Source organism: Paenibacillus sp. 01T431, from assembly GCF_056398625.1.
Genome location: NZ_JBFTPT010000013.1, coordinates 261,011 through 287,137, shown reverse-complemented (window position 1 = coordinate 287,137; position 26,127 = coordinate 261,011). Strand labels below are relative to the sequence as shown.

Sequence of the window (26,127 nt, the reverse complement as noted above, 5' to 3'; positions counted from 1 at the left end):
TCATTGGATAGGCATAACACGGTTGGTTTCTTAAAAAATGTTCTGTACAATGCGAGTAACAGTACAACTAAACATAGAAGAATCACCGTTAACGAAGCGTAGAATATACCTCTCTGATCCCATATTTTCAATACAAGAATAGATTGACTCGATATAATAGCAATCATGCCTATAATGGCTCCAATCCTTGATGGACTCTTAACTGGATGCTTTATTTCCCTCAACATTGCCCCCCTGTTCAAATCCCTTATCTTAGAATACCACTTAATGGAACTATTCTGCCCGTTACTTCAACGAACAAAGGCAACCGATCGTGTGGCCGGTTGCCGTCATGTCATGGTGCTATCGTTCTTACTATAACTTAACTTCATATTGCAAACTATAGAACTTTAACAGTAGCAATCTCTCTGCCAGCCCATAATTTAAACTCGTATCCGCTAACAAGTAAATGCCAAGGTGCTTCATCCACTAAAAATCGTACATCCGCATATGTATCATATGTGCCTTCAATATAACCTGTAATTCTTACAGGCACGGTCCATGCTTCACCGGTTAATCTTTTCCCCTCAATGCTTCCGTAATGCACGATTAAATCCGGCAACCTGATGTTACATGGATATTTGCTTGGGTCTTTGTCCCATTGAACAAGGGCATTGACTGAACGATTGGTTCCCATATATACCTCCCTTGCAGAAAAGTTGAACTATTGTCTCCCGTTAGCTTAACAAGAATCCGGTCGAGTTTGTGTTTAATGAATGAGTCACAACTAGACAAATTTACTGTCGTAATCACCAAGCAATGCCTCAAGTGGCTTTGAGGTATTTGCAGCCTTATCAATTGCTACTATTTCGGGAATTTCCTTTTTCCCTTTAAACTCATCGCTACCTAGAATACGTCGAGAGATAGTTTTCATGTTCTGTGCGTGATAAAGTTTGTATTCCTCCATGTCCGTTTCACTTAGTTTAAAAAGTTCCCTCAGCTCATTATCTTGTGCATTTGTGTCTGCTATAAGCTCGCTATGCAATTTTAATTTATAATATCCACTTAATTTCTCGCTTTCTTTTAACTCTTTAAGACGGGCTTTACATTTAATACTATTTTCATCCTCAAAATGTCCAATCTCGTGCATTAATACAAATGTTGCAACCTTACTTGGAGAAATAGTCTCTGAGTCGCTATAGTATTCCCCCCATAGTTTAAACACGCCTTTAGTAAAGATGATAACCTGACCGTTCCCATTCTGAAAAGGTATGTATTCGCCAGCTGCATCATTTTCAGTTCGTTCATCAATGTTTATTTTTAAAAGTTGTACTTTTTCTTTGCTTCCTCAATTGATTTTCTAAATTCATCCAAGTCCAAAAGAAATAGTTTATATTCTGTCATTTCGTCTAACACCCTCCTGTGACAATTAAATGTCGGCAATACGTTATAAATTAGTGAAATATTATGGAAACATCCTGCCCGTTTGCTCAACGAGGCTGACGTTCAATATCGGCAGGTTCGTCCTGTTGTTTGTTACGCTATAGTTTCCCGTTAGCGTAATCAACATCTATTCGGTAAAAAGAACTTTATACTCTTTAGGAATAATAGTTATGCTCTGGATAGCTTGTTCCTCATCTGGGGTTAAATTAACAAGTAACATCTCACCATTATCTAGTGTGATGACAGTATAGCTTTTGAAATTTGCGCCTGCTGAATCGATCTCCTTAAGTTTCTCAAATAATTCCTTCGTAGCAGTTGACCACTTTCCTTCACTGAATAAAGTCTGAAACTTATTGAAGTTATCCAAACTTAAGGATTGTTTCAAAGAGATAGCCGTAGCATTGGGTAAAGCTTGGGATGTAGAGCAGGAGACAAGCAGAGCAATCATCAAACTAAAAATAAAAACTTGAAATATCTTCTTAATTCTATCCACCTAACCTTCTTATATTATTAACTGTTAGTATAGGGACGTTATGAATATATTTAATGTTGCGGATAACTGCCAGTTAGCGTAATGAAGCACCCCAAGTCTAAAGCTTTATTTTCTCAATCTAATACTTTATTTTCTGTGGACAATTAACGCTAAAGCATGATTTTTAAGGTGTCTTTAGCTGCTTTTCTCGAAATAACGATTCTAGAGTTCGTTACAATGTTAATCCATTCGGATTGGTTTAGATAAGAGTTTCTAGGTTCGTAAGCCGTGTATTGGATAAGGGGAGCTCATCGTTTTGCCTAAATTCCATCAAAATAAAGTAGGGCTGTCCCAGGCGTAGATAAATCTACGCTTGGAACAGCCCTTTGGAGGATTGCAGACAAAATCACGAACCCACTGTCTGAAACGTGTCTACCAAATCTTTTAATCAAAGTGTGAAATCCATCAACAACTCGTCACGCGCAACAACGTAAAATCCTCAGACAATTACGGTATCAACATTATCAACATTCATTACCAAATCGAGCGCAGCTGCCAAGCATTTACGGTTTGAAGAAGCGCGTCTCCGCCGCGAGCAAAGAAAGAGATACCTATATCTTCTGGTCTCGGATAAACCCGATTGGTCATGGCGACTCTGCCCTCACCTGCAAACAATTCAATAGAGGAGCGATCAAGAAACAGTCTTAGCTGCAAACGCCAGTCTGAAGACAGCTGAAGCGGCGCCTCACTAATTCCGCCATCGCCTTCACCGCCGAGATTACGATCCATATAAATCTTTTGTTCGCTTATGGAATAGCTGATTTCTGTATAGGCAGTCCCATCCTCGGAGCTGCGTACACGAATACCTACTGTTGTTGCTTCCGTTCCAGCCAGATCAAATACAATATCCATTTCAAGAGAGTCTCCACGGACGCCGTCTATTTTGACAAATTCGTTGCTTGATAGAGCTAGATCAGACACCGAAACCTGTTGTCCACGCAGCACGGAAAGCTCCGGCACTGGATTGCTTCTTACCGTACCATCCGCTGCTAACGTCAGTTCGCGCGGCAGTGTCATTCCGCCAAGCCAGCCATGCGCTTGCTCTGGCATCTTAGCTCCCCATATGTTCATCCATGCGATCATAATTCTTCTGCCTTGATCATCAAGCAGCGTTTGCGGCGCATAAAAGTCAAAGCCATAATCGATTTGTCCCATCTGCTGCTTCTCAAAGCGGCAGCTTGCGTAATCGAACGTCCCTGACAAATACAGGTTTTTGATAGGTGCAATATTCATCGGGGAGATGAGCAGCGTATGCTGATTGCCTTCTCCAAGCGGGAATAGATCTGGACATTCCCACATATCACCCATCGTACCATCACTCTGCGTCGCAGCACCTTGATATTCCCAGCTGAGCAGATCGCTCGACGTATAAATTAACCCTTTGCCAAGTCCGTCTTTGCCGTAACCAACGACCATATGCCATTTATCTTCATGCTTCCACACCTTCGGGTCACGGAACCCGAACCGCTGCGCGTCAGGTGAATCACCGATCACCGGATTAGCAGCATACTTGTGGAACGTCACACCGTCGGTGCTTGTTGCTAAAGCTTGAACCTCTTCCGGTGTTTTGCCATCAACATGCCCCGTATAAATTAACGTTAAAACCCCATTGTTATCTACTGCGCTTCCTGACCAACAGCCCTGTCCGCCAAACTCTGCTTTGTCATAATCCTCGGAGGGTGCTATCGCAACCGGCAGATGCTCCCAGTGAACTAAATCCTTGCTCCTAGCGTGTCCCCAGTGCATCGGACCTTGCTTCGATTGATAGGGGTCATGCTGATAAAACAAATGATAATGTCCTTCAAAATAAATCATGCCGTTCGGGTCATTCATCCAGCCTGCTGGCGGCATCATATGATAATGAAGCCGATATGTTGTATCAATCGTTTTCACATTTTCTTGAAGCGCTTTATTCGCATTTGCAATATAACGTTGATGAAGGTCTTGTTTGCTTGTCGTATTTTCCAACCTGATCACCCATCCTTGCTTGTGAATTTTCATCACGCCAATTGAGCATGTGTAAACGCTTACTTTTTTATACCAATCCGTCCTCCCGATCGCAAATAGCTCCAGACCATTGCTTTCGAAAGACGGACTCACCTCTGCTGTAAATACTGCTGCTACGTTCTCTTAATTCTAGGATCAGCACTATATTGCAAATAGTATTCTTTTGACCTTTGCCACTATTTAAAATACTGCTTGACTATACCTTTACCCTCATCAACTTCCACTTCGGCATAAGCACCGTTTATGAGTGTAATTTGTGGAGGGACATGCCCGCAATCCAGATCATAAATGATCGGAATTTGAAGCTCTTCTGCGAGCTCTTGATATACATCTTCAACAGTATAACCATCTACAGGTTGATTTGCTGGACTCCGTCCGAACAAAATGCATGGGCTTTGCTCAAACCAGCCTGCCAGCTTCATTTGAACCAGTGATCTGCGTAAATCTACGGTCGATAACTCACAGTTTTCGAGGTACCACAAAATAGGCTCACCATCGATAAACTGCTCTCGAAAAGCGGATACATCACCATAAGGTGTGCCTACTAAATGTCTAATCACATCAATACAGCCTCCAAGTATACGCCCCTCGGTCTTCACTTGTTGGTTGGAGGTCGATTTCCAGAATGTAGGCTCGTTCAAATGAAATACATAAGGGGTTGGATTATCGTGCTGCCATTCTTTTTGATAGTTGTTAGACGAGTATTGAATGATAGCTTCTCCCGCCTTAGTTGATAAAACCGGTTGCCACATGGCTGTCGTCTCATCCGAATATTCGCCTCTTAGATCAAATAAATTAGCACCATGTGCAGTCGCTATGCCTGTCTTTAACGTAGTAGCAAACAGCAGCACGCTTATATCTGAATAGCCCATTATCCATTTATCATTTAAGCGGTTGAAATCAATATATTCAAGCATCTCAATCAACAGCTCACCTCCCCATGGAGGAATGACGATATCAATGTGATCGCTGCTCATCATTTCATTAAACTCATCGGCACGTTTTTTGGCAGGTGATGATTTGGCTTTATTTTGCGTCCAAACTGTCTCCCCGCAAATGACTGAATACCCTTTCGTCTCCATACGACTGCAAGCCAGCTTAAACGAGTCATGCATAGAAGCAGAAACCCCATGCGATGGTGCCGTTACGCCTATCGTTGCTCCTTCTTCAAACCTCGGATATTTGATCATCATTGTCCCCCAGCATAAATGTCTTTTAAAATAGAGAACGCGTCATTCTCTAATGCCATTAGCTCTTTAACGATGGTTATACATTGCTCTTTTTGTTTCACTTCGCGCTCTCGCGGCTCTTGATATGGATACATCTCTTTCAGCTTATTAGATCGAGAGACAACTTGTCTATACGTATGGATTAACTCGTTAAAGCTTTGTCCTCCCACGCCAGATAATTTTCCACTTAATTCCATTAGAAACAGCACGGCATGACTCCTAGCTTCGCACAAAATTTCGATAAATAAACTGAAATAATATTTATCTATCGTTTCCCTCTCGAGTGCGTCCAGCCACCATTCGTAAGCTTTTGCACCAACGAGATACGTTTTATCCTGCCACCGATAATCGCCATCCTCATTTAAACGAATAACATAATCAAGCGCTTCTATAAAAGCGGTTCGTTCGTCTACTGCTTGAATAGGAACAACTGAATGCAAAGAAATGAGGACGCATGCCTTGTTTTTTTGTTCAGATTTCTCTCCATTCTTTACACAGTTTATACAAGGACAGCGGCTTAGACCTAAGAAACTCCAAGGTATTGCATCTTCGCTGTGCTCATACCCTGTATGCCAATTATATGTATAATAACCGTGATCATCATGGGCGTACACGACAGATGTCTGGTTTTGAATATCAATATTTTTAGAAAAAACGGGATGATTGGCACGTAAGGCGCGCTTTGCTTTCTCCCACGCTTCCGCTTGTAGACGTTTAAAGTCTTCTCCTTCCGCATAAGCATGCAACCCACTAACCTCTAATCCAATATTGCGAACAAGCCGAAAAACCTCCGGCTCAGGCGGTCCCCCGTTAGGTTCAACTAGTCTTTCATCAATGACATGTAAGAAAGCAAGACCCGTCATGCCATAAATCCATGCTGCCGATAGAGGCATTTGATAAAAGTCAGCCGTAGATTTAATGGCACCGATTAAAGAACTGTCCAGTCCACTAAATTTGTAATGATCAATTTTCACCAGTGTGTTAGCACTCCATTGATTATTTTCATCCATAAGTGTACCTCCATCTCTTCATGGTCACACCTGCAAAACCTCTACACTACAGTCGATTCCAATGTTTTAGCTATAGCTTTCTCTAAGGGTGTAGCCGTGAAGCCAAACCTCTCTGAAAATAGACTGCTATCAATAATAAAATCATTTTCGAACTGGTACAGCATTTCGATGCTTTCTCGCGCTGCCGGTATAAACAATCCCCCTATTCGAAGCATCGCTTTCCCCATGGTTTGAAGGTTTGCAGGGAATCCAGCAAGTCGATAAGCTGTTTCAACAAATTCTCTTGTTGTAACCGCAGTATCGTTCGGAACATGCCAGGCACGGCCATATGAATCTTCATGTTGACTTAACACAACGAGCGCTTTCCCAAAATCATCGATAAACGTATACGTATGCTTCTTATCCGGGTTTCCCATAACCGTGCAAGCTTTGCCTTTCACTATCGGCTTGAACAACCGTGAACCAACAGAAGAATGGTGAACATTTGGTCCAAAAAAATCCGCTCCCCGCCCCATCGTCACCTGCAGCATTCCCTCTTGATAGAGCTGCAGCAGTCGACTAGACATGTCTGCGCGTACTTTTCCCTTCTTAGTCACAGCTGTGTACGGTAATCCTTCATGCATGCTCCCATTAACCTGCCCATACATATATACATTTTCGGCAACGACCAGCTTCGCTCCTGCAGCTATAGCTCCCGAAATGATATGCTCCTGAAAAGCCAAAAACAACTCATGCCACTTCTGATATGGCGGCTGCGCACACTGAAAGACAACCTTTGTATGTTTTATTATGGCCTTTGTCTCATCCTCATTCATTACGTTCGCTTGCTTTACACTCACCCCTGAAGGCACAGTCGCTTTCCCGCTCAAACTAACCATTTTGACAGTTTCTCCAAGAGCAACAAGCTCCCTCATGACAGCCATACCCAGCGGACCCGTTCCGAAAATCACATTCATATTGTTTTTTCCTCCCCATTTGGTGAATAAAAACAATATAAACCCTATAGTAACTATAGGGTCAACGCTTTTCGAACAGAAACTTGAAGCTCTACAATAAACTCCTCCGGCTTCATCATTTGAGCCATATCAACCAAATACAGCTCAATCGATGGGCCCGCTTCGATGTAGTTATGCTTCTCCATCCACTCCAGCAGCTTGCTGTAAATCCGTTTGCACGATTCGGCATTCGGAATTCCGCAATAAAGAGCTGTAATATACTCGCCTTCAGGAATAATTCGGCTATAATCATTTGGAGCTTGAGCTCCAGTAGAGTCGGTAGAAATACAAAACTCCAAATCGGAATCCTCTCGATCAAATGTCAAAATATTTTCATGGTAAATCGTCATCAATTGCTTCGGAATTAATCCGTTTGCTTCCGCCTGCTGAAATAATCGTGTAAACTTCACAACCGACGCTTCCATTCCACACGCTGATCTGCTGCGATCAGATAGGATAAGCCGCTCCGGCAAATGTTTTAATTCCACTAATACATCAAGGTTTTTAAGCTCATCGCCTAAATCCAGCAAATAATTGATTTGTTCCGACCTCTTTCCTATTAATTGTACAAGCTGCTCTAATTGTTCTATTTCAGTAATCGTGTTCCTTCGTTTTAATTCAAGCTTCTCTATTAAACTACTTAAGCTTCCCTCTTTTAAAGCTGCTTTTATTTCATCAAGCGAAAATTGCAATGTTTTCATGTCTTGGACGATTTTAATATAAAGAAGTTCATAATTGGAGTAATACCGATAACCAGTGGATTTATCCGTATGGCTGGGTATGACCAAGCCGATCTTGTCGTAAAAGCGCAGTGTTTGAACAGCGATATTACATATCTTTGCCGCTTGGCCTATAGAGTAGAATTGATCGTTGCTCATCGAATCTATTCCCCTTTGAGAGTCTCGCCTGTTAATAGATCTATCTGCTGCAGAATGGGTTCAGCTAATTCAAGTTGTTTCGTTGCAAACTCCAGATCACCATGCCCTGCGAGAGCAAAATCCAGATTGCCTAAGGTAGACATCAGTATGCGTGCAGAAACTGCAAAACCAAATGCCTTTTTGTCAGAAACAATATCAGAATGATTCAGCATACATGTGAAAGTTGGCTCTTGTGTTCCACCAAATAAAACAAGGTTGCCAACATAGGAGGCCAAATCCCAGTAGTAGGGCATTAATGATATGTCCTCAAAATCCATCCATAACCAGCCCTCCGGGCTCGGTATCAGGTTTCCTGCATGGGCATCACCATGACTGGGAAATAACAGGCCTAGCTCCTTCCGCATCTGCTCATCCCATTTATGAAACTTCTGCAATAATGCTTGTATTCGTTCATCGGGGTTTTGTCTTAATCTTTGTGCTGATTGACAAGTGCGCTCCCAAACACCAAGCATAGGGACCTCACCTTCGAAGTCTTTCATTGCCTTAGAAAGTTTATTAATAAGATCAACTGCTTCCTTCGGTGATGGAGGTTGCAAGGCTATAGGAGGGACATAAGCCCACAGCGTCAGCCATGTATCTGCCACGTTATGAGGACCCGCATCAACAAGGCTAGTTGGCAGCAGTACAGGGACATTCTTGGAATGAAGGTAACGCGCAACAAGCAGCTCTCGATCCAGTATCTTGTATGCATACTCTCCATCTGCTTCAGAGAGGACAATCGCTATTCTTGCCACAATGGGATAAGGAGCTAGATGAATAATTAAATTCCCACCCTCACTAAGCACATGAGGCGTAATATCCGTTAACCCCCATTCATTGGCCATAAATAATAATGATGAGATAAGCTCATTTTTATTAGGCATTGCAGCAGCTCCTTAACAAGGTTATACATTTATTTTAGCTTCACTGCTGGATCGCTCAAAGGTAAAAAACGTTTCATAGTCAACTCTAGGTAAAAACTGTCCAAACCATTTCTCAACGCTTCAACTTTATCTCATACTTCGATTAATGACATGCTTTATGCCATTATTCAAATCAAGACTTTTAAGTTCGGGCACATCGACTTAAAAAATAATGCTTATCCGCCAAAAGCAATACGATAACCGTTATTGTCGACAATGGTAAGCTCACTCCATCCATCTGACCAATGCGGTCCTTGCACAATCTTCACTTCTTTTGAGATAAACAACTTATGTAATTGTCTTAGTCCCTCTGGATTCGTATAGCAGAAAGCATCAAAATAAAGTCCGCCTTCTACTGACGAATTGGGCCGAATATCACTTTTCAATTTAGCTTCGTGCAAAATAAAGGTCACATCGCCGTAGCTCATATGAATATGTCCGCCAATATTTTCTGAAGTAAATCCGATATTTTCATAAAAATGGATGGAATCGTGTATATCGGCTACTAGAAAAACCAATGATGGTCCTTTCAATTGAACCAAGTTTGCACTATTATTTCCCACTCTTAACAGCTCCTAAAATTTATAATTTATCCTAACTAATGTATCAAAAAGAAAATTCAATCATCACCCTCGCAAAATATCCGTTTTATGATTCAATAGATCCCTAAACAGCTGCTTCTGCACGCTGCTAATGCATTCAATATCGATATCCTCCAATTTCGTAAAAACTAACTGCAGTGACTCATTATTGCTATCCGTATGCAGTACATTTTTACCATCCTCAGCTAATTTACCTGTTAAATCTACCGCCACGTTGAAGATAAACATAACGAATACAACTTCATTGCCATCAGGATATCGATACTGCATATTGGGACCAGTATAAATGGAATACAAATCATATTCTGTTACATGCAGCCCCGTTTCCTCCAACACCTCTCTTATCATCGTTTCTTCAATTTTCTCTCCCGCTTCCATTCCGCCGCCAGGCAGACCCCAATCTCCATAGTCTGATCTTCTCTGCAATAATATTCTTCCAGCTTCATCTTTAATAATGGCTCCGCCAGTGACGATAATTCTCTTATTCATAGGCTCACTCCCTTTTGGATTGAATCTTTAGCGCATTTGTTTCTTCCTCAATGCAACCAACGTCAATACGCTCAAACAACAGCTCTAAACCTTGAATTTTTTGGTTAGCAGCTACACTAATGAGCTCCCAGCTAGGCTCAGGAAGAGTCAGAAACCTTCTTATTTTCTCGCATGAGAAAGGAATAAACGGGCTCAACAATTGAGACAGATTCGCTATAATTTGCACGCAAGTGTTTATAGTAAAAGCACAAGCCTCTCGATTTTCTTTAATCTGAATCCATGGCTTTTGTTCATCAAAATATTTGTTTGCTCTGCGAATAGTAGCAAAAATTAACTCAATCGCTTCCTTTAGTCGTCCTTCTTCAATGCATGCACCTGACTCAACATATAAAGAAGCAATGGCTTTCATCCATTCCGCGTTCTGCTTGCTTTCAGGAACGTTTCCTTCAAAAGATTTATTTATAAACGCTAGCGTACGATTGACTAGATTGCCAAATGCACCAAGCAATTCTCCATTGTGACTATAAATAAATTCTCGCCAAGAGAAATCAGTATCCCGTTTCTCTGGACCGTTTGCGATCAGAAAATAACGAATAGAGTCTGGCTCATAGCGCTTCAAAATGTCCGGCACCCAAACCGCCCAATTATTGCTTGTCGAAAACTTTTTCCCTTCCAGCGTCATGTATTCACAAGAGATGATTCGATCAGGCAAATGATATTCCTCGGCACCAATCAGTACTGCCGGCCATATTAGTGTATGAAAAGGGATATTGTCTTTACCGTGTACATAATAAGCGGTTATTTCCTCATTTCCGTCCTTCCAGAAAGCCTCCCAGCTGCCGCCTGTTTCTGCAGCCCATTGCTTGCTTGCCGATAAATATCCGCTCACTGCTTCAATCCAGACGTAAATTTTTTTATCCTCGAACCCTGCAACCGGAACCTCCACGCCCCAATCTAAGTCCCTTGTCGCCGCTCGATCTTGAAGCCCCTCTGCAAGATATCTTTGCGTTAATTGTACTGCATTTTCTTTCCAACCTTTTGTTTTTTTTGCATACTTAGTCAATTCAGCTTGGAAGGAAGAGAGTGCAAGATAATAATGTTCCGTTGGCCGCTCAATTGGAGGATTCCCGCAAAGCTTGCATGTCTTGTCTGTCAGGTCGGCTGGGTCAAGCAAGGTTGAACAAAAATCACATTGATCGCCTCTCGCACGGTTACTGCAAACAGGGCAAATCCCTTCAACATATCGATCCGGCAAAAATCGTTGATCAGTTTCACAATACGTTTGTTGGATTGTTTTTTTATATAAATGTCCTTTTTCTAAAAGTGCCAAAAATAACTGTTGAACGACTTGGTGATGAAATGGCTGGTCTGTTCGAGTATACAAATCATACGTAAACCCAAGCTGTTTAAAACATTCGGCAAATTCCTGATGAAATCGATCTGCAATATCTCCCGGAGAAACACCCTCCTGAATCGCTTGCACCGCAACAGGCGTACCGTGGCAGTCACTTCCAGATACGTACAACACCTTATTTCCTTTTGCGCGGTAATAACGTGCCAACACATCCCCTGGCAATACACTCGCCAATCTTCCCAAATGCAATGAACCGTTCGCATAGGGCCAAGCACCGCCAATAAACACATTTGTCATCATAACTCCTCCTTTTTTTGACAAACAAAAAAGCCCTCATCCCAAAGGGACGAGAGCTGTGCTCACGCGGTACCACCCAATTTTATTAATGCCTCGCGACATTAACCTCTTCAGGTACGATGCTTATGCATGTATACCCTAGCACAGTAACGGGTGCGGGTTCCAGCGCAGCCTACAACCATATGAGGTTTCGATGCGCAGCTCAGAGACCATATTCCCAAAGTTATTCTTTACCCCTTTTCAGCAACCGGGGCTCTCTGTAAAAAGACATCGCCTTGGTACTCTTTCTCATCATAGCTTTTGTTAGAATATTCAATTTATTGGAATTATACTCAATATGATATTTCAAGTCAAGGTGATTATGTTACTGCCCACACCTCCTTATTCCTAACTCGCTTTATTGTATCTCCATCAAACTATCCGCGATTGCACATACACACATTTTCGAAACCTCGAATGCCCTTACCTCATATTGGATGTTAATTCCGTTATCATCCGTTACCTTTTTTTTTAACGAGCATGATTTCTTCAAGCACCTTTTGCTTCAATCCCGCTGGCGGATGAATATGATTTGCCTTTTCCATCAACATGCGTTTCAACTCATCTGCACTATTAAACATGGATATCTCTCCTTCTCTTATCCCTTAGTTGTTTTAATGCGTAGTGTAGTCTGGATTTCACCGTTCCGACTGGAATTCGAACGATTTCTGCAACCTCTTCCTGTGTTAAATCATTTAAATAGTGCAGCACTACCACTTGCTTCAGCTTATATGAAAGACAATCCATATCATCCAATATGCTGTGGCTGGACAGCTTTTCTATCACAGAGTCAGAAAAATCATTTTCGAGTGTTTATGAGTAGTTATTAAGCTCATGTGCATGATTGCGAAATTGCCTCCACTTTTTTCGTTTGTAGGCTTGATGTTGTCTAATCGTGATACCGTAAAGCCAAGGCTGAAAAGGTCTCGTACCGTCAAAATTCCGAAGACTCCTGAACAATTCGACGTAAACGTCCTGAACAAGATCATCCACATCATTTTTGTTTTCGGTTAGCAAGAATAGGGTACGGTAAACCATATCAATGATCGCGTTATAAATATTGGAAAACGCTTCTAGATTGCCTCCTAATACTTGCTCAATACGACGATTGATTTCTACAGGCAAAAGAACTCACCTCACATTGTGTAATATATGATATTGGTCGCTAAGTCCCGTTTCGTGCGGTAGATTAAAAAAAATTGGACTCCTGTATGTAAGAAAAAAAGGACGCCGCTTGGCATCCTCTCTGAATGTACGCTAAAGCGCATAACTATGCTGTCACAATACTAAACCTGCACACCAATTAATTCGTATGCATCAAATCCAAATGAAACGTTATGGGTACATTTAAGTTCTATTTTATGATCATAAAAGCGAACGAAATAGGTCACCACATAGGGGGTTTCTATGTAGATCAAAGTAAGAGATAGTTGGATGCTGTCTGTCCAACAAGCATTTGTAACCACTTCCTGATCATGTGTCTCCAAATCTTTCACAAAATGATCGATTGAATGGTTTATGGTGCTGAAGTTAAACGGATACGTCTTCACACTCTGTTCGCCAAAAAGTAACTTAAACTGAAATTCGTTCCCGCTTGCTGCAAAATGAAGCTCAGTGAGTCCTTGTTTATTATCCATGAATGAAAAACGAAGATCATCTAAGCGAATAGGACTAGGCTCACTTAATGCTGGTATGAACGGATAAGCCATTTTCAAGAGATGCTGATCTAAATCTGTTTTTTGTTCACCATCTTCAAAGTGGATATCCATGTCTATTTGCAGAAGGATATGTTCATACACTAAATCTAGCATGGTTTGAAGCTGTTTCATGGAAGAGAAGCTCGATGTTGCCGCAATAACAACCTGATGTTTGGGCGACACAAAACATAACTGCCCATACCCACCATTCCCCATGAAGCAGCCATCACGACATAGAAAAAATTGATACCCATAACCTTGGGAAAAATCGATGCGATCTTCGTCTCGCGATGTATCGCTTTGCACGCTGGTTGCGAGTAAAATGTATTTCTCTGAAACGATTCGCTGGCCATTAAATATGCCTTTGTTTAGCAGCATTTGCCCAAACTTAGCTATCCCTTCAGTAGGAATACTTAGTCCCATTCCTCCAGCAACGACGCCAAGCGGACAGGTCTCCCAAGAAGGGGATGAAATGCCTAGAGGCACAAACAAACGAGGCATTAAATATTCGGTTAGCTTTTGACCTGTTACTCTCTCAAGGATAGCAGACATCATATAGGTAGAATGTGTACTGTAACGGTAATAGGTTCCTGGCTTATGCTCTACTTCCATTGCTAAATAGGCTTTAACCCAGTCCGTTTGCTCCGCTACGCTTCCGTAAATATTGTCATGATGGCCGGCATTCATCGATAGCAGATCGTGAATGGTTATTTCAGCCAAATTGTCCGAAAGCGCAGGAGGCAGCTTATCAGGAAAAAAAGAGATAACCTTGTCTCTTAAATCCAACAGGCCCTCGTCACAAGCAATCCCTATTGCGATAGATGTGAAGCTTTTGCTAAGTGAGAATAACAGCTGCGGAGTGCCTGAACGATAAGGATCACGATAAAACTTGGAAGTAGCCTTGCCGTTTTGCATCAGGATAAAGCTGTTCAACTTCAAGTTTAATTGCTTGATTTGAGTAAAAAACGCAAGCAACGACTTTGATGATAAACCATGGTTTTCTGGTCGATCCATTTCCATAACACTTATCAAGCCTTCAACGTCGTTAGTCATGAATGCAATCACCCACTCTTTTATACTCAACGAATCTACTAGCTCAATTGTTTAATAAACGTCACTCTATCGTAACCACTGCTGAAATAGTCCTTTTCATATAGGCTGACCTCAAAACCGATCCGTTGATAAAACGTTATCGTGTCTTCATTCCCCGGATGCCCTAAAGCATAAAGAATAATTTCCTTCTCTTTCAGCTCGTTTACTTTATTGCAGATGGTAGAAAGCAAAGCTTTGCCAACGCCCGCTCGTTGAAAATCCTTTTTCACGACTACGCCTACGATTTCATAAAGTCCTACTTCATTATTAAATAGGTATCCTGCATGACCCATAATTTGATTGTCATCGCTATAAGCTACATAATATTGGCTTTTACCCGCTGGAGCTTTGGCGAAGTCCGCCCACCGAGGCGGATATCTTTCAATAACGAAATCTGGGAATTGCAGCGGATGCTCCGATAATATCTTTATTACATCCTGCCTGTCGTTTTGCTCGAACAATCGAATATTCATATTGTTAAACCTCCTAAACAGAACGATCTTTTTTCTGCTGTTTTACAAATTCATCCTTCGTTAGACCAAATAAAATGAGATCTTTATACTCACCGTTAGTGTAAATCACTTTCCGTCGCACACCCTCTTGCTGGCAGCCCAGCTTGATCATCATGTTTGTTGAGCCTACGTTGCCTTCCAGTACATAGTCATTAAACTTATTAAGCCGTCTTTCCATAAAAGCATACTTTAAGAGAATTCTCATCGCTCTAGTCCCGTATCCCTTGCCTCGGTGATCTCTATCGATCTGTATGCCAATGCTAAACGTGCCGTTTTTCTCATCGATACTATTTAGATTAACGCCTCCAACATTTTCAGCGTTTCTATTTTCAATCGCAAACATGATACGCCTATTATCCGTAGAGAAATCAGCATAAGTTTCAACGAAATTTTTGGCCTCGGCAATCGTAGGCGGCAGCTCAACCGTGCACTCTAGTAAGCGCCGAGCTGGCGTATCAAAGCGGTTGAAGTAATGCCCTTCCCAGTCAGCATCTTGAATTGCTCGTAATCTGATCTCCTCATCCTGCCAAAAATATTGACTATAATCTATTTCTCTCATGTGATCCTCCCATAATCAATAATCGTATTAAGCGCTATTATACATAAAATTAATATTAAAAAGGAAATTATTTGTAATGTCCTATCCGAATAAAGAGCCCTCAGGTCATTCATCCTGAGAGCTCTTTTTTTGGTTACCTTGAATGTACAGCCTTGTCCCGCTTTGACAGCACGATGTTCTGGTACAATCGAACGGTTAATAGATAGTAAGCAGCATAGATAACCACGAACAACACAATGGGAATCCATAAGCGATAATATGGCTCAGTTAACATAAACGAGAAGAGATTCATACCAACTAGAACATGCGTGAGCCCAACGATACCAGGAAATAAAAATACGAGGAACAGCTCGTGATAGATTGAACGCGATAACCTCTCTCTCCTTACCCCAAGCTTGCTGAGCATCTCATATCGCTGAACATCCTTCGCTGCACCCGATAATATTTTGAACATTAAGCAGCTCGCCATCATAGCAAGAAAGGCGATGCCAAGGAAAAAGCCCATAAAGACTGTACCGCTAGCGATACCTATTGCATTCTCATAGTTCTTGTACTTGCTCCATGATAGATACTCCCCATTGGATTTCGCTGTTTCCAGCTGGTCTAGTGCCTTCCATGACATCCGATAAGCGAGGAAATCACCCGTCCTTCCGATCACAACGAACTGTTCCTTTGCTTCAAGCTTTGCGAACTCTCCTGCATCAACAAGCCTGAACTCACTTATGGGTGGCGAAATCTCCCAGATGAAACCTCTCCACTTCTGACTGGACAGCTCTTCTGTATCCGTATTATCTGCATCACTCGCAGAGCCTGCTGGAAGAGGGCCTTTGATCTGTTCTATCTCATCCCAATACTCGCGGCCCTGCCCCGAATGAACAAATGGCCGCTGGTTCTCGAGGTCCTCTTTCGCATAATAAACCATTTCGTTCTCTATTTTGTAGCGATACTTGAACTGCTCCTTGAACGGAATGGAAGCGAGTATCTTTGCTTCTTCCGCATTCGGGTTATGCACGATCGCGTCATAAACGCGGTAGCTCTCTCCCCTAATTTTCGCATCGTTCACAAAAGCCATACCTCCGGCAATTGCACCAGCTCCAAGTGCAATCAGCATCGCTACTGTTGCCAGCAGCTTCGTTAAGCCGTTAATTCGGAAGCTCAGCTGGCCGAAAGTGAAGGCGCGGATTCCACGTGTTTGATTCCTCTTTTTCATTCTTACTACAAGTGGCGGGAGCAGCATCATAAACAGAAGGTACGTTCCGAGCGGTGTCATGAATGTGGCGGTATACAATCCAATCTCCCGCAGCTGCTCCATAAACGTAAGGGCGAAGTAACCGAGCCCGAGAGCAATTGCTCCGACGATGCTAAGTACAATTTTCCACGGGCTGCTTCCCCACAGCCGATCTGCTTGCATATTGCCATGAACAAGATGCAATACCTTCATGCGAGAAAGCTTCAGCTGATTCCATATCGCAGACAGTCCAAATAAACAAGTAAAAAAGATAATAGTAAATAAAATGGCTGGTCCAAATACAGCATGGTAACCGATAAGACTCGTCTGAAGCTGCTTAGCCATGAGATGCCCCACAAGTGTGGATAAGCCAAACCCAAGTGCAAGTCCAACTGCTAGTGAAATAATGCCGAGCGCAATCGTCTCAATAAACATTAAAGTACGTATTTTACTTTTGCGTGCCCCCAGAACGAGATAGAGCCCAAATTCCCGCTGGCGCAGCGACAGTAAAAAGCTGTTGGCATAAATAATGTAGAAAAAAGTGATCGCCGAGAGAAGCACCGAGCCTAATATATAGACAAGCCCAATCGAGTTGATAACTGCATTTGCCTCCGTAAATTCACGGTTCCAAGCCATCGTCTGGAACATATAAAAAATGGCTATCGACATGACAAGTCCAGCAAGCAGTACAATATAATCTTTAAATTTGCTTTTCATGCCGGATAAAGCTAGTTTTATAAGCATGTTCTCACCTCACTGCCTTTCCGATTCGTAAGGTTCATCGGAAGCAGCAGCGGCCGCCGCCGAGCCATAATCACCGAGCACGTCCAAAATTTGCTTATAAAAGGATTCACGGCTGCCCGTTCGGTACAGCTCTTTCACAAGCTGACCGTCCTGTATAAATAAAATTCTTCCGCAATAGCTTGCACTGAACGCGTCATGAGTCACCATGAGAATCGATATTCGCTGTTCCTCGTTTAGACGCTTCATCGTCTCGAGCAGACTAACCGCATTTTTCAAATCAAGCGAGCCTGTCGGCTCGTCACCCAGCAGCAATGCAGGCTCATGAACGATGGCGCGCGCCGCGGCTGTTCGCTGCCGCTGCCCTCCTGAGATCATCGCTGGATATTGTTCAGCTAGCGCTGTAATACCAAGATTGTCCATGACTTGACGCACTTTGATTCGGATCTCGCCAGCAGGGACGTCCTGCAAGGACAAGGGAAGTGCGATATTCTCATAGACTGTCAGATTGTCGAGCAGATTAAAATCTTGAAAAATAAACCCAAGCCGCTGCGCTCGGAAATCCGAAAGCTCACGGGCTTTCATTCGTGTAATATCTGTTCCAGCAATTGAAATCGTACCCTCTGTTGGATTATCCAGCGTCGAGATTACGTTGAGCAGTGTGGTTTTGCCCGAACCGGAAGCTCCCATAATGCCGATGAACTCTCCTTCTTGCATCGTGAACGAAATATTGTTCAGTGCATAAACCTGATTCGCCTTATTGCTTCCGTATATTTTGGATATTTGTCTTATATCAATAACGGGATTTTTTGTTGTCATAGCTTAGTGACATCTCCTTCTGCCTTGGTACCTGTACGATACCCTGCACTCTACTTAGTATAAGGAAGACGCCTAAAGCGAGCTTAATGTAACCGTTAAGATTTCATAAAGATTATCTTAATACTTTTTTAGCATTTAACAGACAGCTCCTGAACTTCACGGCAAAAAGCCCCAACCATGTCATCCCACGGTCGAGGCTCTTCTTTCAAGATAATTAATACTACCTTCTTCTCGTTAATTTTGCTCCGAGTTTTGCTTCTCCTTAATGAGCAATACCGATATGTATTGCAATACCGCCATGGCAAACAGCACAATCGGCATCCATATAGATTGCAGATCTTTAGCAAGTATAATGAGCAAGCAAATAGAAAGCACCCTGCCCGCATTTAGAAAAAGCTCCCGCATAACAACGGATTCTACTCGCAGCTGGCCTTTAAGAGGCAATGTCCCGATTAAGCGATAATAATAGGAAGTAAGCGTATTGACAGCAAGCGGATTGCATATCGAGAACAAAATCATAAATAAGGCAACCGACCAAAATTCCACTTGAATGAGCAGCAGCGATGAACCGATAGCTACCCCAGTTGTAGACAGGAGCACATATTTGCGTACTTGCTCCTTCTGTGCTTTTCTTGAAATCACATAGCCCGTCGCTACCGTAAGCGAAGAGAAGAAAACACCCAAGTAACCAACCCAATCCTCACGCCCAACCGTCTGATACAGCATAATATTTGGCAGGAAGAGCATAATTCCCTGAAATAGACCTAATACAAAAAAGCTGTACAATGCCTTCAGCCAGCGACGGTTCTTATGCATCACCAGCCCCATGAATTTTAAATAATAGGCTTTGTGATGTGATTTGATCATCGGAATGCGGAAGCTGACGATCGCTGCGATAAGGAACATAATGAAGGCAAGCGTGAAAATAATGATGTAACCCTGCAGCCCCTCGCTTCGCTGAATAATGAACCCCGCAAGCGCCGGCCCTGCGAGCCCGGATGCATTAAAGAAAATCATATTGATTGCAAGAAAACGTATGCGATTCGCTTCCGTTGAGACATCATATTGAATAACTAAATAACCAGTCCAGTAAAGCCCCGCGGCGATCCCATTAAAAATAGCAAACCATATGTAATACTGAGCCACATGCTCTTGTGCAATGACGACCATCAAATAAAAGATGGCAATCATGACGATACCCAGTCGATAAGTGACCATACGATCATGCCGCTTCGCAATCCAGCCACCTAATGCAAAGGCCGGAGGCGTAACGATGAAAACGATGATGTTATAAATACCGTTTACTGTCAAATCCTGCGTTAACCGCCACAAATATAAATTGAGAAACAAACCCGACATCGATGCGCCAAACTGAAAGCAGCAATGAATGATTAAAGCCGTTATCGCTTCCTTGCTAAGTCTGCTCTCTGGCGGAAGCGGCGTACCTTTCACTACATTCCATTTACTCCAAAATCTCGACCCCGTCCGCATTTGCAGCATCCCCCGTTGCTTCTCAACTGAAAAGCGCTTTCTTTTCTATTTAGTTTATCACATGGCTATCATATACCCTCGACTCAATAAAGCGCTCACTCCTTCAAAATAGCCGTTATTCTTCCATATGGAGCAATCAAGTAACCGTATTCATTGTTTATATCCTTTGTTCGCATGATTAGACTTGCCGATCCGACTTGAAAATAGTAGACATAGCGATTAAACAGATCTAATTTGGTTAATTTTTACATGTGCTTCAAAAGCATGCTAATCGTACCTAATCGAGAATAGCCTCACCCCTCAAATCACAAAATACAACCATTACATTGAAAAGGGGGTGAACCGATCATGGCGAAGCAGCAAGGTCATGCAACCAAAAATACAACGACAAAAACTTCCGACAAAAAAGGCAATGCATCCGGCAATAACCACTAGTCCGCAAAACGAATTTATCAAAGCAAAAACGACCCATTACCGGCTTACTAAGCTCTGGTAATGGGTCGTTTTATGTTTACAATAGAAGGTTATTTATCTTTTTTGTCGAATTATTTCATGTACGATTGCAACTTATAACTAGAAAAAGTGGTGAACCAACTATGACTAATCATTCTTATACTGTCATCGATTTTGAAACGAGCGGCCTTGATCCGAAGAAAGATCGTGTGATTGAGATGGCTGCGATCCGCTGCGTGAATGGTGAAATAGCGAGTGAATTCAGTACTCTCGTACGTTACGATGGCAAGCTGTCTGCCAAAATAACAGAGCTCACCGGCATCACGGATGAGATGACCTCCTACGGCATGTACGAGGACACCGCATTTCGTATTTTGAACCGAATGATAGGCGATAACGTTTTGATTGCTCATAATGCTGCCTTCGACCTTGGTTTCCTGCACCATTCCTTGCTTCGCATTGCGGGCAGATCATTTTCGAACAGCTTCATCGATACGCTCACGATTAGCCGCGCGCGGCATGTTTATCCGCATACACTGAAAGACATGTCCGATCGTTATGGCATTCCGCTCATTGGCGGTCATCGTGCACTGAATGATGTTATCGCTTGTTGGGAAATTTTCCGCAAGATGGATGAAGAGCAATCGGTAGAGAGCTACCTCAATACATTAGGCTACCTCAAGAAATTTGGACCGCCTGCTTGGACGCCGCCAGGGACTAGGCTTGAAGCAATGGAGCTGAAATACGCTCCGCGTTAAACCCGCTCCTTGCCCTTATCCGATTCGCCTGCATTTTTATTTGCGGCATCTCGGTCCTGCTGCATTTCCTCAACCGTCTTCACCTTCAGACGCGCTGCGCCTTTATAATCACGCGTAGGAAGCAAAGGCCCTTCCTCTAGGCGTTTCTTGGCTGCTGCGATAGAATCTGTATACTGCGGCAGCCACTGCTCCTGCGCCACAAGCATCTCATCGACCATCTGCCAAATTTCCTTCGGATTGCAAACTGCGCCAACTAGCGGATCCATCATAAAAGCTTGTCTGAGCAGGTTAATGTTGCCATTTATGGCTGCCTCTACAGCAAGACGCTGCACAGAGATGCTTACATTACACACAGCTGCGGCGCCAAGCGGCAGATCGCCCACGATTGGCATTGAGATGCCGTTGCGATCAACATAACCTGGCGCTTCAATGATGGCATCGTTAGGCAGGTTAGCTATAACCCCTTTGTTTTCCACATTAAAGTGACCTCGGTAGATCCGTCCAGTTTCTAGTCCTTCAATGATGTATGAACCATGCTCATGACTGCGCAGCTCCGACTTGAATTCATTTGCAGGGTCCTTCATCCAGTTTGGAAAATCAGTCTCGAACCAATTGCGTCCCTCCGTGCATACACGAAGATACCCGCCCGTTTCTCCGTTAATCCATGAGCTCAAATCGATCCAATCGTTAATTTCTTCAGACCGCTTCCGATACCAAGGGACATACTCGCTCAAATGGCCGTTAGACTCTGTACTGTAATACCCGAAGCGGCGCAGCATATCAATGCGTACCTTTTCCGTACGGCTGAAATCTGGATGTTTCTCAAATGCTTCGAGCAGCTTGCCGGTTAGATCCTCACCGTTATGCTTAATTTGGATGTACCAGGTCTGATGGTTGATACCCGCGCAAATAATATCGACTTCCTCTTGCTTTAGTCCAAAAGCTTCGGCTATTTGCCAGTGTCCGCCTTGCACGCCATGGCATAAACCAATCGTCCGGACACCGCCATACTTGTTGCATGCCCAAGTCATCATCGCCATCGGGTTCGCGTAGTTGAGCAGAAGCACATCCTTTGCAGCAACCTCGCGGATATCACGGCATATGTTCATCATCTCAGCGATGCCCCGCTGCCCATACATAATGCCGCCAGCACAGAGCGTATCGCCAACGCATTGGTCAACGCCGTATTTGAGCGGAATATCAACATCCGTTGCGAAAGCCTCAAGACCACCGACACGAATAGTGCAAATGACGTACTTCGCATCCTTCAAGGCTTCGCGCCGATCGGTTGTCGATTGAATAGAAATCGACAGGCCGTTCTCATGAATATCACGCTGACAAAGCGCAGTCACCATCTCCAGGTTATGTGCATTAATATCTGTAAATGCGATTTCAATGTTTTGAAACTCCTGTACAGCGAGCAAATCCCGCAGCAGTCCACGCGTGAATCCAATCGAGCCTGCGCCTATAAATGCAATTTTAAAAGTAGACATGCCAATCAGCCTCCGATTATTGTCTAAATAGAGTTTGTTTAATCTCCTCTACATTTTAGCAACGATAAAACGGAAGCGTTATCAATATTGTGACTAACTGCCATTCATAGTGTCAGAAATCGTCACTTTGTATTATTCATTGCGCTGCCAGCGGAAGTCCAATGTTTGCGTATTGACCGAGTGACGGTAAGCAATTGGTGTCTGCTTCATATATTTTTTGAACATTGCATGAAAGTATTGCCTGCTCCCCACTCCAACATAATCACAAATATCCGCTATTGCAATATCCGTCTCACGGAGCAGCATTTTTGCTTTCTCCATTCGCAGCTCCGTTAAATAGCCTGTTAGCGTTTGGCCTATCTGCGCGCGAAATACACGATGCAAATAACCTGGATGCAAGCTTACAGCTGCAGCAATATCCTTTACTTGAATATCTCTATCATAGTTATGATGCATATATTCAATCGATTGCTTCACATAAGCTTCAATCGGATTAGCCCCTTTTACGCCAGCTTCCTTATGAAGTCGCGCTATTGCCAAGATCAGTTGAGCAAACAACAGCTCTGCCTTCATATTGACGCTCCTGCCTCGGCTGTCCAGCTCAAGCACTAGGCTCTTTAGTACCTGATACACTTCATTTGGATCACGCAAAAACAAATAAGAGGACGGCTCTGTGATCAATCTGTCCACAAATTCGTCCTCCATCGCAAGCTGCCGTATAGAGGGAAACGCCGAGGGGCGTTCCCTAAAATCAAATTCAACATTAAGCATCCGGCAGGGCCCACGCTCGTCAACGGTCAGTCGGTGCGGCACATTCGCATCAAGAATAATGAAATCACCCTTCTTGAGCGTCATTTCACATGCACGGCTGGTTGCCTCTGCTTCCAGCTCTATCCCGCAAGCTCCGGAAATGACATACATTATTTCGATTGCATCATGCGTGTGGAAGGCCATCTCGTAATCAGACCATTGCTTAAAATAATAAGCAAACACATGCGGATAAAAATCTCCATTCAGCCATTCTCGCTTGAACAACGTCCCACTCACGTGAAGCCCCCCTTACTTATAGACAAGTATGGTTACGCGGATGCAAGCTTAACTACGGCAAGAAGCGCCGTTTCAATCTCACGCTCGATCGCTTTCGCTACAACATCTGTATGCGGATCATATTCGCCCGCCAAATCAGAATCTGCGTAACCGTCCAGTGCGAGAATCGCTCCCGCGCGTGCACCGCGCATCGTAGCGATAACGAACAAAGCTGCAATTTCCATTTCAACAGCTAGTGCGCCTGCTTGTTTGTACTGGCGATGCGGAATGTCTACAACTCCTGAGAAAAAGACATCAAGCGTTACCGTTATGCCTTTTTTAACAATGCCTTCGCTCTCAAGCGCAGATGCATATAACGCTTCAGTAACCGCGCTGTCTGCAACAGCTGGGAATCCTGCCGGCACCAGCTGATGCGTGAGCCCTTCCGCTCTAACTGCCGCTGTGCTGACGATTAGGCTTCCTGCAGGGTGATCTGCTGAATAAGATCCCGCTGTACCGACACGAATAAGTGTCTTAACGCCTCCGCGGATAAGCTCCTCAAAGCATACCGCGGCACCTGGCGAACCTACGCCGTGGCTTACCACGGCTAGTCTTACTCCTTGATATTCACCAACAAATGTCCGATATTCGCGAGCGAATGCAAGCTCTTTTACATTGTCCAGCTTCTGTGAAATCGTCTCCGCACGGCGCGGATCACCACATACGATAGCGTAAGCCGGCAAATCTTCTGGGTTAACTTGTAGTATAGGCAGCATCTGATTAATCAAACTCCTTCGTTATCCATTCGTCTTCCGGCATCGAATTCTCTTCGCTCGTGAAGCGTTGTTCTTGAAATGGATCGGCATAGTTGTGGAAGCCGTTGCGCTCCCAGAAGCCTTCGCGATCCTCTTTCATAAACTCAATACCTCTAATCCACTTTGCGCTTTTCCAAAAATACAAATGAGGAACGAGCATCCGCATCGGCCAGCCATGCTTGTCAGTCAGCGGCTCACCGTCAAATCGATGCGCAAGCAGTACATTATCGTGCAATAAATCCTCAAGCGGCACATTCGTGTCATAGTCCTCATCTGCATGAAACATAACATATTTGGCATCTGGCTTAACGCCCAGCAAAGGCAGCAAGTCCTTGAACTTAATGCCTTCCCATTCTGTGTCCAGCTTCGACCAGCGCGTTACACAATGAATGTCGCACTTCGTTTGGGTTTGAGGCATAGCAAGCAGCTCTTTGAAGCTGAACGTACGCTCTTCCTCTACCTCGCCGAATACTCGCAGCGACCAGGTGTTGATGTCATAGGAAGGAACCTCTCCCTCATGCAAAATCGGAAAACGCTCGGTCATCGTTTGACCAGGCGGAATCCGATGAGCGATCTCGGGAGCAAGCACCGTCTGTTTAATGCTAGTCACTTTTTTGAGACGTTCTGCTTTTTTATGCATCTCGTATACCTCCAAATTCCATTCCTTGCTGATTCATTTCAAGCTATTAAGCATCTCAGCTCTACCTGGAGCTCTCATTCGACTTGCGAGCTTCCTGCATATAACCTTTATCTTTAAAGAACAACATAGCGAGAATCGTAACGATATAAGGCAGCATCATCGTAAAATGAGTTGGCAGCGCGAAGCCCTGCAGCCTGATGCTGAGTGCATCCATAAATCCGAACAGCAAGCTCGATGCCGCAACACCGATTGGATTGGATTGGCCTAACATCGTTGCAACGAGCGCAATGAAACCTCTACCGGAAGTCATTCCCTCTGTAAACATAGTGACATTGCCGAGCGACAGCTGCGCGCCTGCTAACCCGCACAGAGCGCCGCAGAGCAGCACTGCTCCATATTGAATGCGGGTTACCTTGATGCCTAAGCTTTTGGCTGCTGTTGGATTCTCTCCAGCTGCCAGCAAGCGAAAGCCCGTAACCGTTTTGAACAAAAACAGCTGCAGCACTATAACGAGAATGATGGACAAGTAGACCAGCGGGGAATGCCCGGATAAAACTTCTCCGAACCATGGAATATCCTTTAACAATGGAATATCCCATTTAGGCAGCCCAATCATATCCTTATTGTAGTATGCGCCTTTCACATCAAAGATCGCACGCAGTGAGAATGTCGTCAGTCCAAGCGCCAGAAAGTTAAGCGCAATACCAACAACGATAACATTCGCTTTCAGATGAATACTCATAAAACCGAACAACACTGAAAACAGGAGTGAGCATAATACCGCAAACAATACGGCTGCGAACACATTTCCGGTGAAGTGGTTGCCTACAATCCCAGAAAATGCACCGATCAATACTAAGCCTTCAAGGCCTACATTAAACAAACCAACACGCGCGCATATTGCGCCGCCGAGTGCCGCAAGCAGAATTGGTGTAACCATACGAAGCGTCGAGGCATACAGCGAGACATCTAATAAAAAATCCATAC

General features: G+C 43.6%; 27 protein-coding genes and 1 other annotated feature. Of the genes, 1 reads left to right on the top strand and 26 read right to left on the bottom strand.

All coding sequences use genetic code 11. The annotated features are described in order from the left end of the window. Positions 1-379 precede the first annotated feature (379 nt). From AC1DM9_RS23815 to AC1DM9_RS23715, 21 genes are all read right to left on the bottom strand, one after another. Positions 380-676: a hypothetical protein gene (locus AC1DM9_RS23815; RefSeq protein ID WP_477511706.1), complete on the bottom strand. Its 297-nt coding sequence runs from the start codon at positions 674-676 to the stop codon at positions 380-382. A gap of 90 nt (positions 677-766) precedes the next feature. Then, positions 767-1,204 (bottom strand): hypothetical protein, encoded by a 438-nt coding sequence (locus AC1DM9_RS23810; RefSeq protein ID WP_477582530.1) that lies wholly within the window; start codon positions 1,202-1,204, stop codon positions 767-769. A 345-nt stretch (positions 1,205-1,549) separates the two neighbouring features. Continuing rightward, positions 1,550-1,915, bottom strand: a complete 366-nt coding sequence (locus AC1DM9_RS23805) for a hypothetical protein (RefSeq protein ID WP_477511704.1) — start codon at positions 1,913-1,915, stop codon at positions 1,550-1,552. Between the two features lie 513 nt (positions 1,916-2,428). Continuing rightward, positions 2,429-4,054: a glycoside hydrolase family 32 protein gene (locus AC1DM9_RS23800; RefSeq protein WP_477582528.1), complete on the bottom strand. Its 1,626-nt coding sequence runs from the start codon at positions 4,052-4,054 to the stop codon at positions 2,429-2,431. 83 nt (positions 4,055-4,137) lie between these two features. After that, the gene (locus tag AC1DM9_RS23795) at positions 4,138-5,151 is read right to left on the bottom strand and encodes a S66 family peptidase (protein WP_441875965.1); all 1,014 of its coding nucleotides are present in this window, start codon (positions 5,149-5,151) and stop codon (positions 4,138-4,140) included. After that, positions 5,151-6,200 (bottom strand): hypothetical protein, encoded by a 1,050-nt coding sequence (locus AC1DM9_RS23790; protein ID WP_477582526.1) that lies wholly within the window; start codon positions 6,198-6,200, stop codon positions 5,151-5,153. The genes AC1DM9_RS23795 and AC1DM9_RS23790 overlap by 1 nt, the downstream gene beginning before the upstream one ends. 41 nt (positions 6,201-6,241) lie before the next feature. Continuing rightward, on the bottom strand, positions 6,242-7,156 hold the full coding sequence (locus AC1DM9_RS23785; RefSeq protein ID WP_477582524.1) for an NAD-dependent epimerase/dehydratase family protein: 915 nt from the start codon (positions 7,154-7,156) through the stop codon (positions 6,242-6,244). Between the two features lie 53 nt (positions 7,157-7,209). After that, positions 7,210-8,073, bottom strand: a complete 864-nt coding sequence (locus tag AC1DM9_RS23780; RefSeq protein ID WP_441875957.1) for a MerR family transcriptional regulator — start codon at positions 8,071-8,073, stop codon at positions 7,210-7,212. A gap of 5 nt (positions 8,074-8,078) precedes the next feature. Beyond that, positions 8,079-8,996: a phosphotransferase family protein gene (locus AC1DM9_RS23775; RefSeq protein ID WP_477582521.1), complete on the bottom strand. Its 918-nt coding sequence runs from the start codon at positions 8,994-8,996 to the stop codon at positions 8,079-8,081. A gap of 215 nt (positions 8,997-9,211) precedes the next feature. Beyond that, positions 9,212-9,598, bottom strand: a complete 387-nt coding sequence (locus tag AC1DM9_RS23770) for a VOC family protein (protein ID WP_441875951.1) — start codon at positions 9,596-9,598, stop codon at positions 9,212-9,214. Between the two features lie 63 nt (positions 9,599-9,661). Then, complete coding sequence (locus AC1DM9_RS23765) at positions 9,662-10,126, bottom strand: NUDIX domain-containing protein (protein WP_441911147.1); 465 nt, start codon at positions 10,124-10,126, stop codon at positions 9,662-9,664. 4 nt (positions 10,127-10,130) lie between these two features. After that, positions 10,131-11,777 (bottom strand): methionine--tRNA ligase, encoded by a 1,647-nt coding sequence (gene metG, locus AC1DM9_RS23760; protein ID WP_477511707.1) that lies wholly within the window; start codon positions 11,775-11,777, stop codon positions 10,131-10,133. A gap of 42 nt (positions 11,778-11,819) precedes the next feature. Then, positions 11,820-12,081, bottom strand: a binding site (T-box leader). A 187-nt stretch (positions 12,082-12,268) separates the two neighbouring features. After that, a complete protein-coding gene (locus AC1DM9_RS23755) occupies positions 12,269-12,397 on the bottom strand; it encodes a hypothetical protein (RefSeq protein WP_477511696.1) in 129 nt (42 codons plus the stop codon). Beyond that, positions 12,390-12,602, bottom strand: coding sequence for a sigma-70 family RNA polymerase sigma factor (locus AC1DM9_RS23750; protein WP_441875939.1), 213 nt, complete (start codon positions 12,600-12,602; stop codon positions 12,390-12,392). The genes AC1DM9_RS23755 and AC1DM9_RS23750 overlap by 8 nt, the downstream gene beginning before the upstream one ends. Positions 12,603-12,629: 27 nt before the next feature. Then, positions 12,630-12,941: a sigma factor gene (locus tag AC1DM9_RS23745; protein ID WP_477582518.1), complete on the bottom strand. Its 312-nt coding sequence runs from the start codon at positions 12,939-12,941 to the stop codon at positions 12,630-12,632. A gap of 161 nt (positions 12,942-13,102) precedes the next feature. After that, positions 13,103-14,566 carry a serine hydrolase domain-containing protein gene (locus AC1DM9_RS23740; protein WP_477582516.1) on the bottom strand — a complete coding sequence of 488 codons (1,464 nt, stop codon included), beginning with the start codon at positions 14,564-14,566 and terminating at the stop codon, positions 13,103-13,105. A 38-nt stretch (positions 14,567-14,604) separates the two neighbouring features. Continuing rightward, positions 14,605-15,078 carry a GNAT family N-acetyltransferase gene (locus AC1DM9_RS23735; RefSeq protein ID WP_477582514.1) on the bottom strand — a complete coding sequence of 158 codons (474 nt, stop codon included), beginning with the start codon at positions 15,076-15,078 and terminating at the stop codon, positions 14,605-14,607. Positions 15,079-15,091: 13 nt separating this feature from the next. Then, entirely contained in the window at positions 15,092-15,676 is a 585-nt protein-coding gene (locus AC1DM9_RS23730) for a GNAT family N-acetyltransferase (RefSeq protein WP_477582512.1), read from the bottom strand. A 133-nt stretch (positions 15,677-15,809) separates the two neighbouring features. Then, positions 15,810-17,648, bottom strand: a complete 1,839-nt coding sequence (locus AC1DM9_RS23725; protein ID WP_477582510.1) for an FtsX-like permease family protein — start codon at positions 17,646-17,648, stop codon at positions 15,810-15,812. Between the two features lie 9 nt (positions 17,649-17,657). Next, entirely contained in the window at positions 17,658-18,464 is an 807-nt protein-coding gene (locus tag AC1DM9_RS23720) for an ABC transporter ATP-binding protein (protein WP_477582508.1), read from the bottom strand. A 234-nt stretch (positions 18,465-18,698) separates the two neighbouring features. Beyond that, entirely contained in the window at positions 18,699-19,955 is a 1,257-nt protein-coding gene (locus AC1DM9_RS23715; RefSeq protein ID WP_477582506.1) for an MFS transporter, read from the bottom strand. A gap of 596 nt (positions 19,956-20,551) precedes the next feature. Here AC1DM9_RS23715 and AC1DM9_RS23710 point away from each other — a divergent pair. Beyond that, entirely contained in the window at positions 20,552-21,166 is a 615-nt protein-coding gene (locus AC1DM9_RS23710; protein WP_477582504.1) for a 3'-5' exonuclease, read from the top strand. On the opposite strand, the gene melA is transcribed toward AC1DM9_RS23710, so the two are convergent. The 5 genes from melA to AC1DM9_RS23685 all read right to left on the bottom strand — a co-directional run bounded on the left by melA (position 21,163) and on the right by AC1DM9_RS23685 (position 26,125). Next, a complete protein-coding gene (gene melA / locus AC1DM9_RS23705) occupies positions 21,163-22,659 on the bottom strand; it encodes an alpha-galactosidase (RefSeq protein WP_477582502.1) in 1,497 nt (498 codons plus the stop codon). The genes AC1DM9_RS23710 and melA overlap by 4 nt on opposite strands. 132 nt (positions 22,660-22,791) lie before the next feature. Next, positions 22,792-23,706: an AraC family transcriptional regulator gene (locus tag AC1DM9_RS23700; protein WP_477582500.1), complete on the bottom strand. Its 915-nt coding sequence runs from the start codon at positions 23,704-23,706 to the stop codon at positions 22,792-22,794. Between the two features lie 32 nt (positions 23,707-23,738). Continuing rightward, on the bottom strand, positions 23,739-24,461 hold the full coding sequence (locus AC1DM9_RS23695; protein ID WP_076270795.1) for a nucleoside phosphorylase: 723 nt from the start codon (positions 24,459-24,461) through the stop codon (positions 23,739-23,741). Between the two features lie 4 nt (positions 24,462-24,465). Then, positions 24,466-25,140, bottom strand: coding sequence for a sulfite oxidase-like oxidoreductase (locus AC1DM9_RS23690; protein WP_477582498.1), 675 nt, complete (start codon positions 25,138-25,140; stop codon positions 24,466-24,468). Between the two features lie 61 nt (positions 25,141-25,201). Further along, on the bottom strand, positions 25,202-26,125 hold the full coding sequence (locus tag AC1DM9_RS23685; protein WP_076270797.1) for an ABC transporter permease: 924 nt from the start codon (positions 26,123-26,125) through the stop codon (positions 25,202-25,204). Between the last annotated feature and the right edge of the window lie 2 nt (positions 26,126-26,127).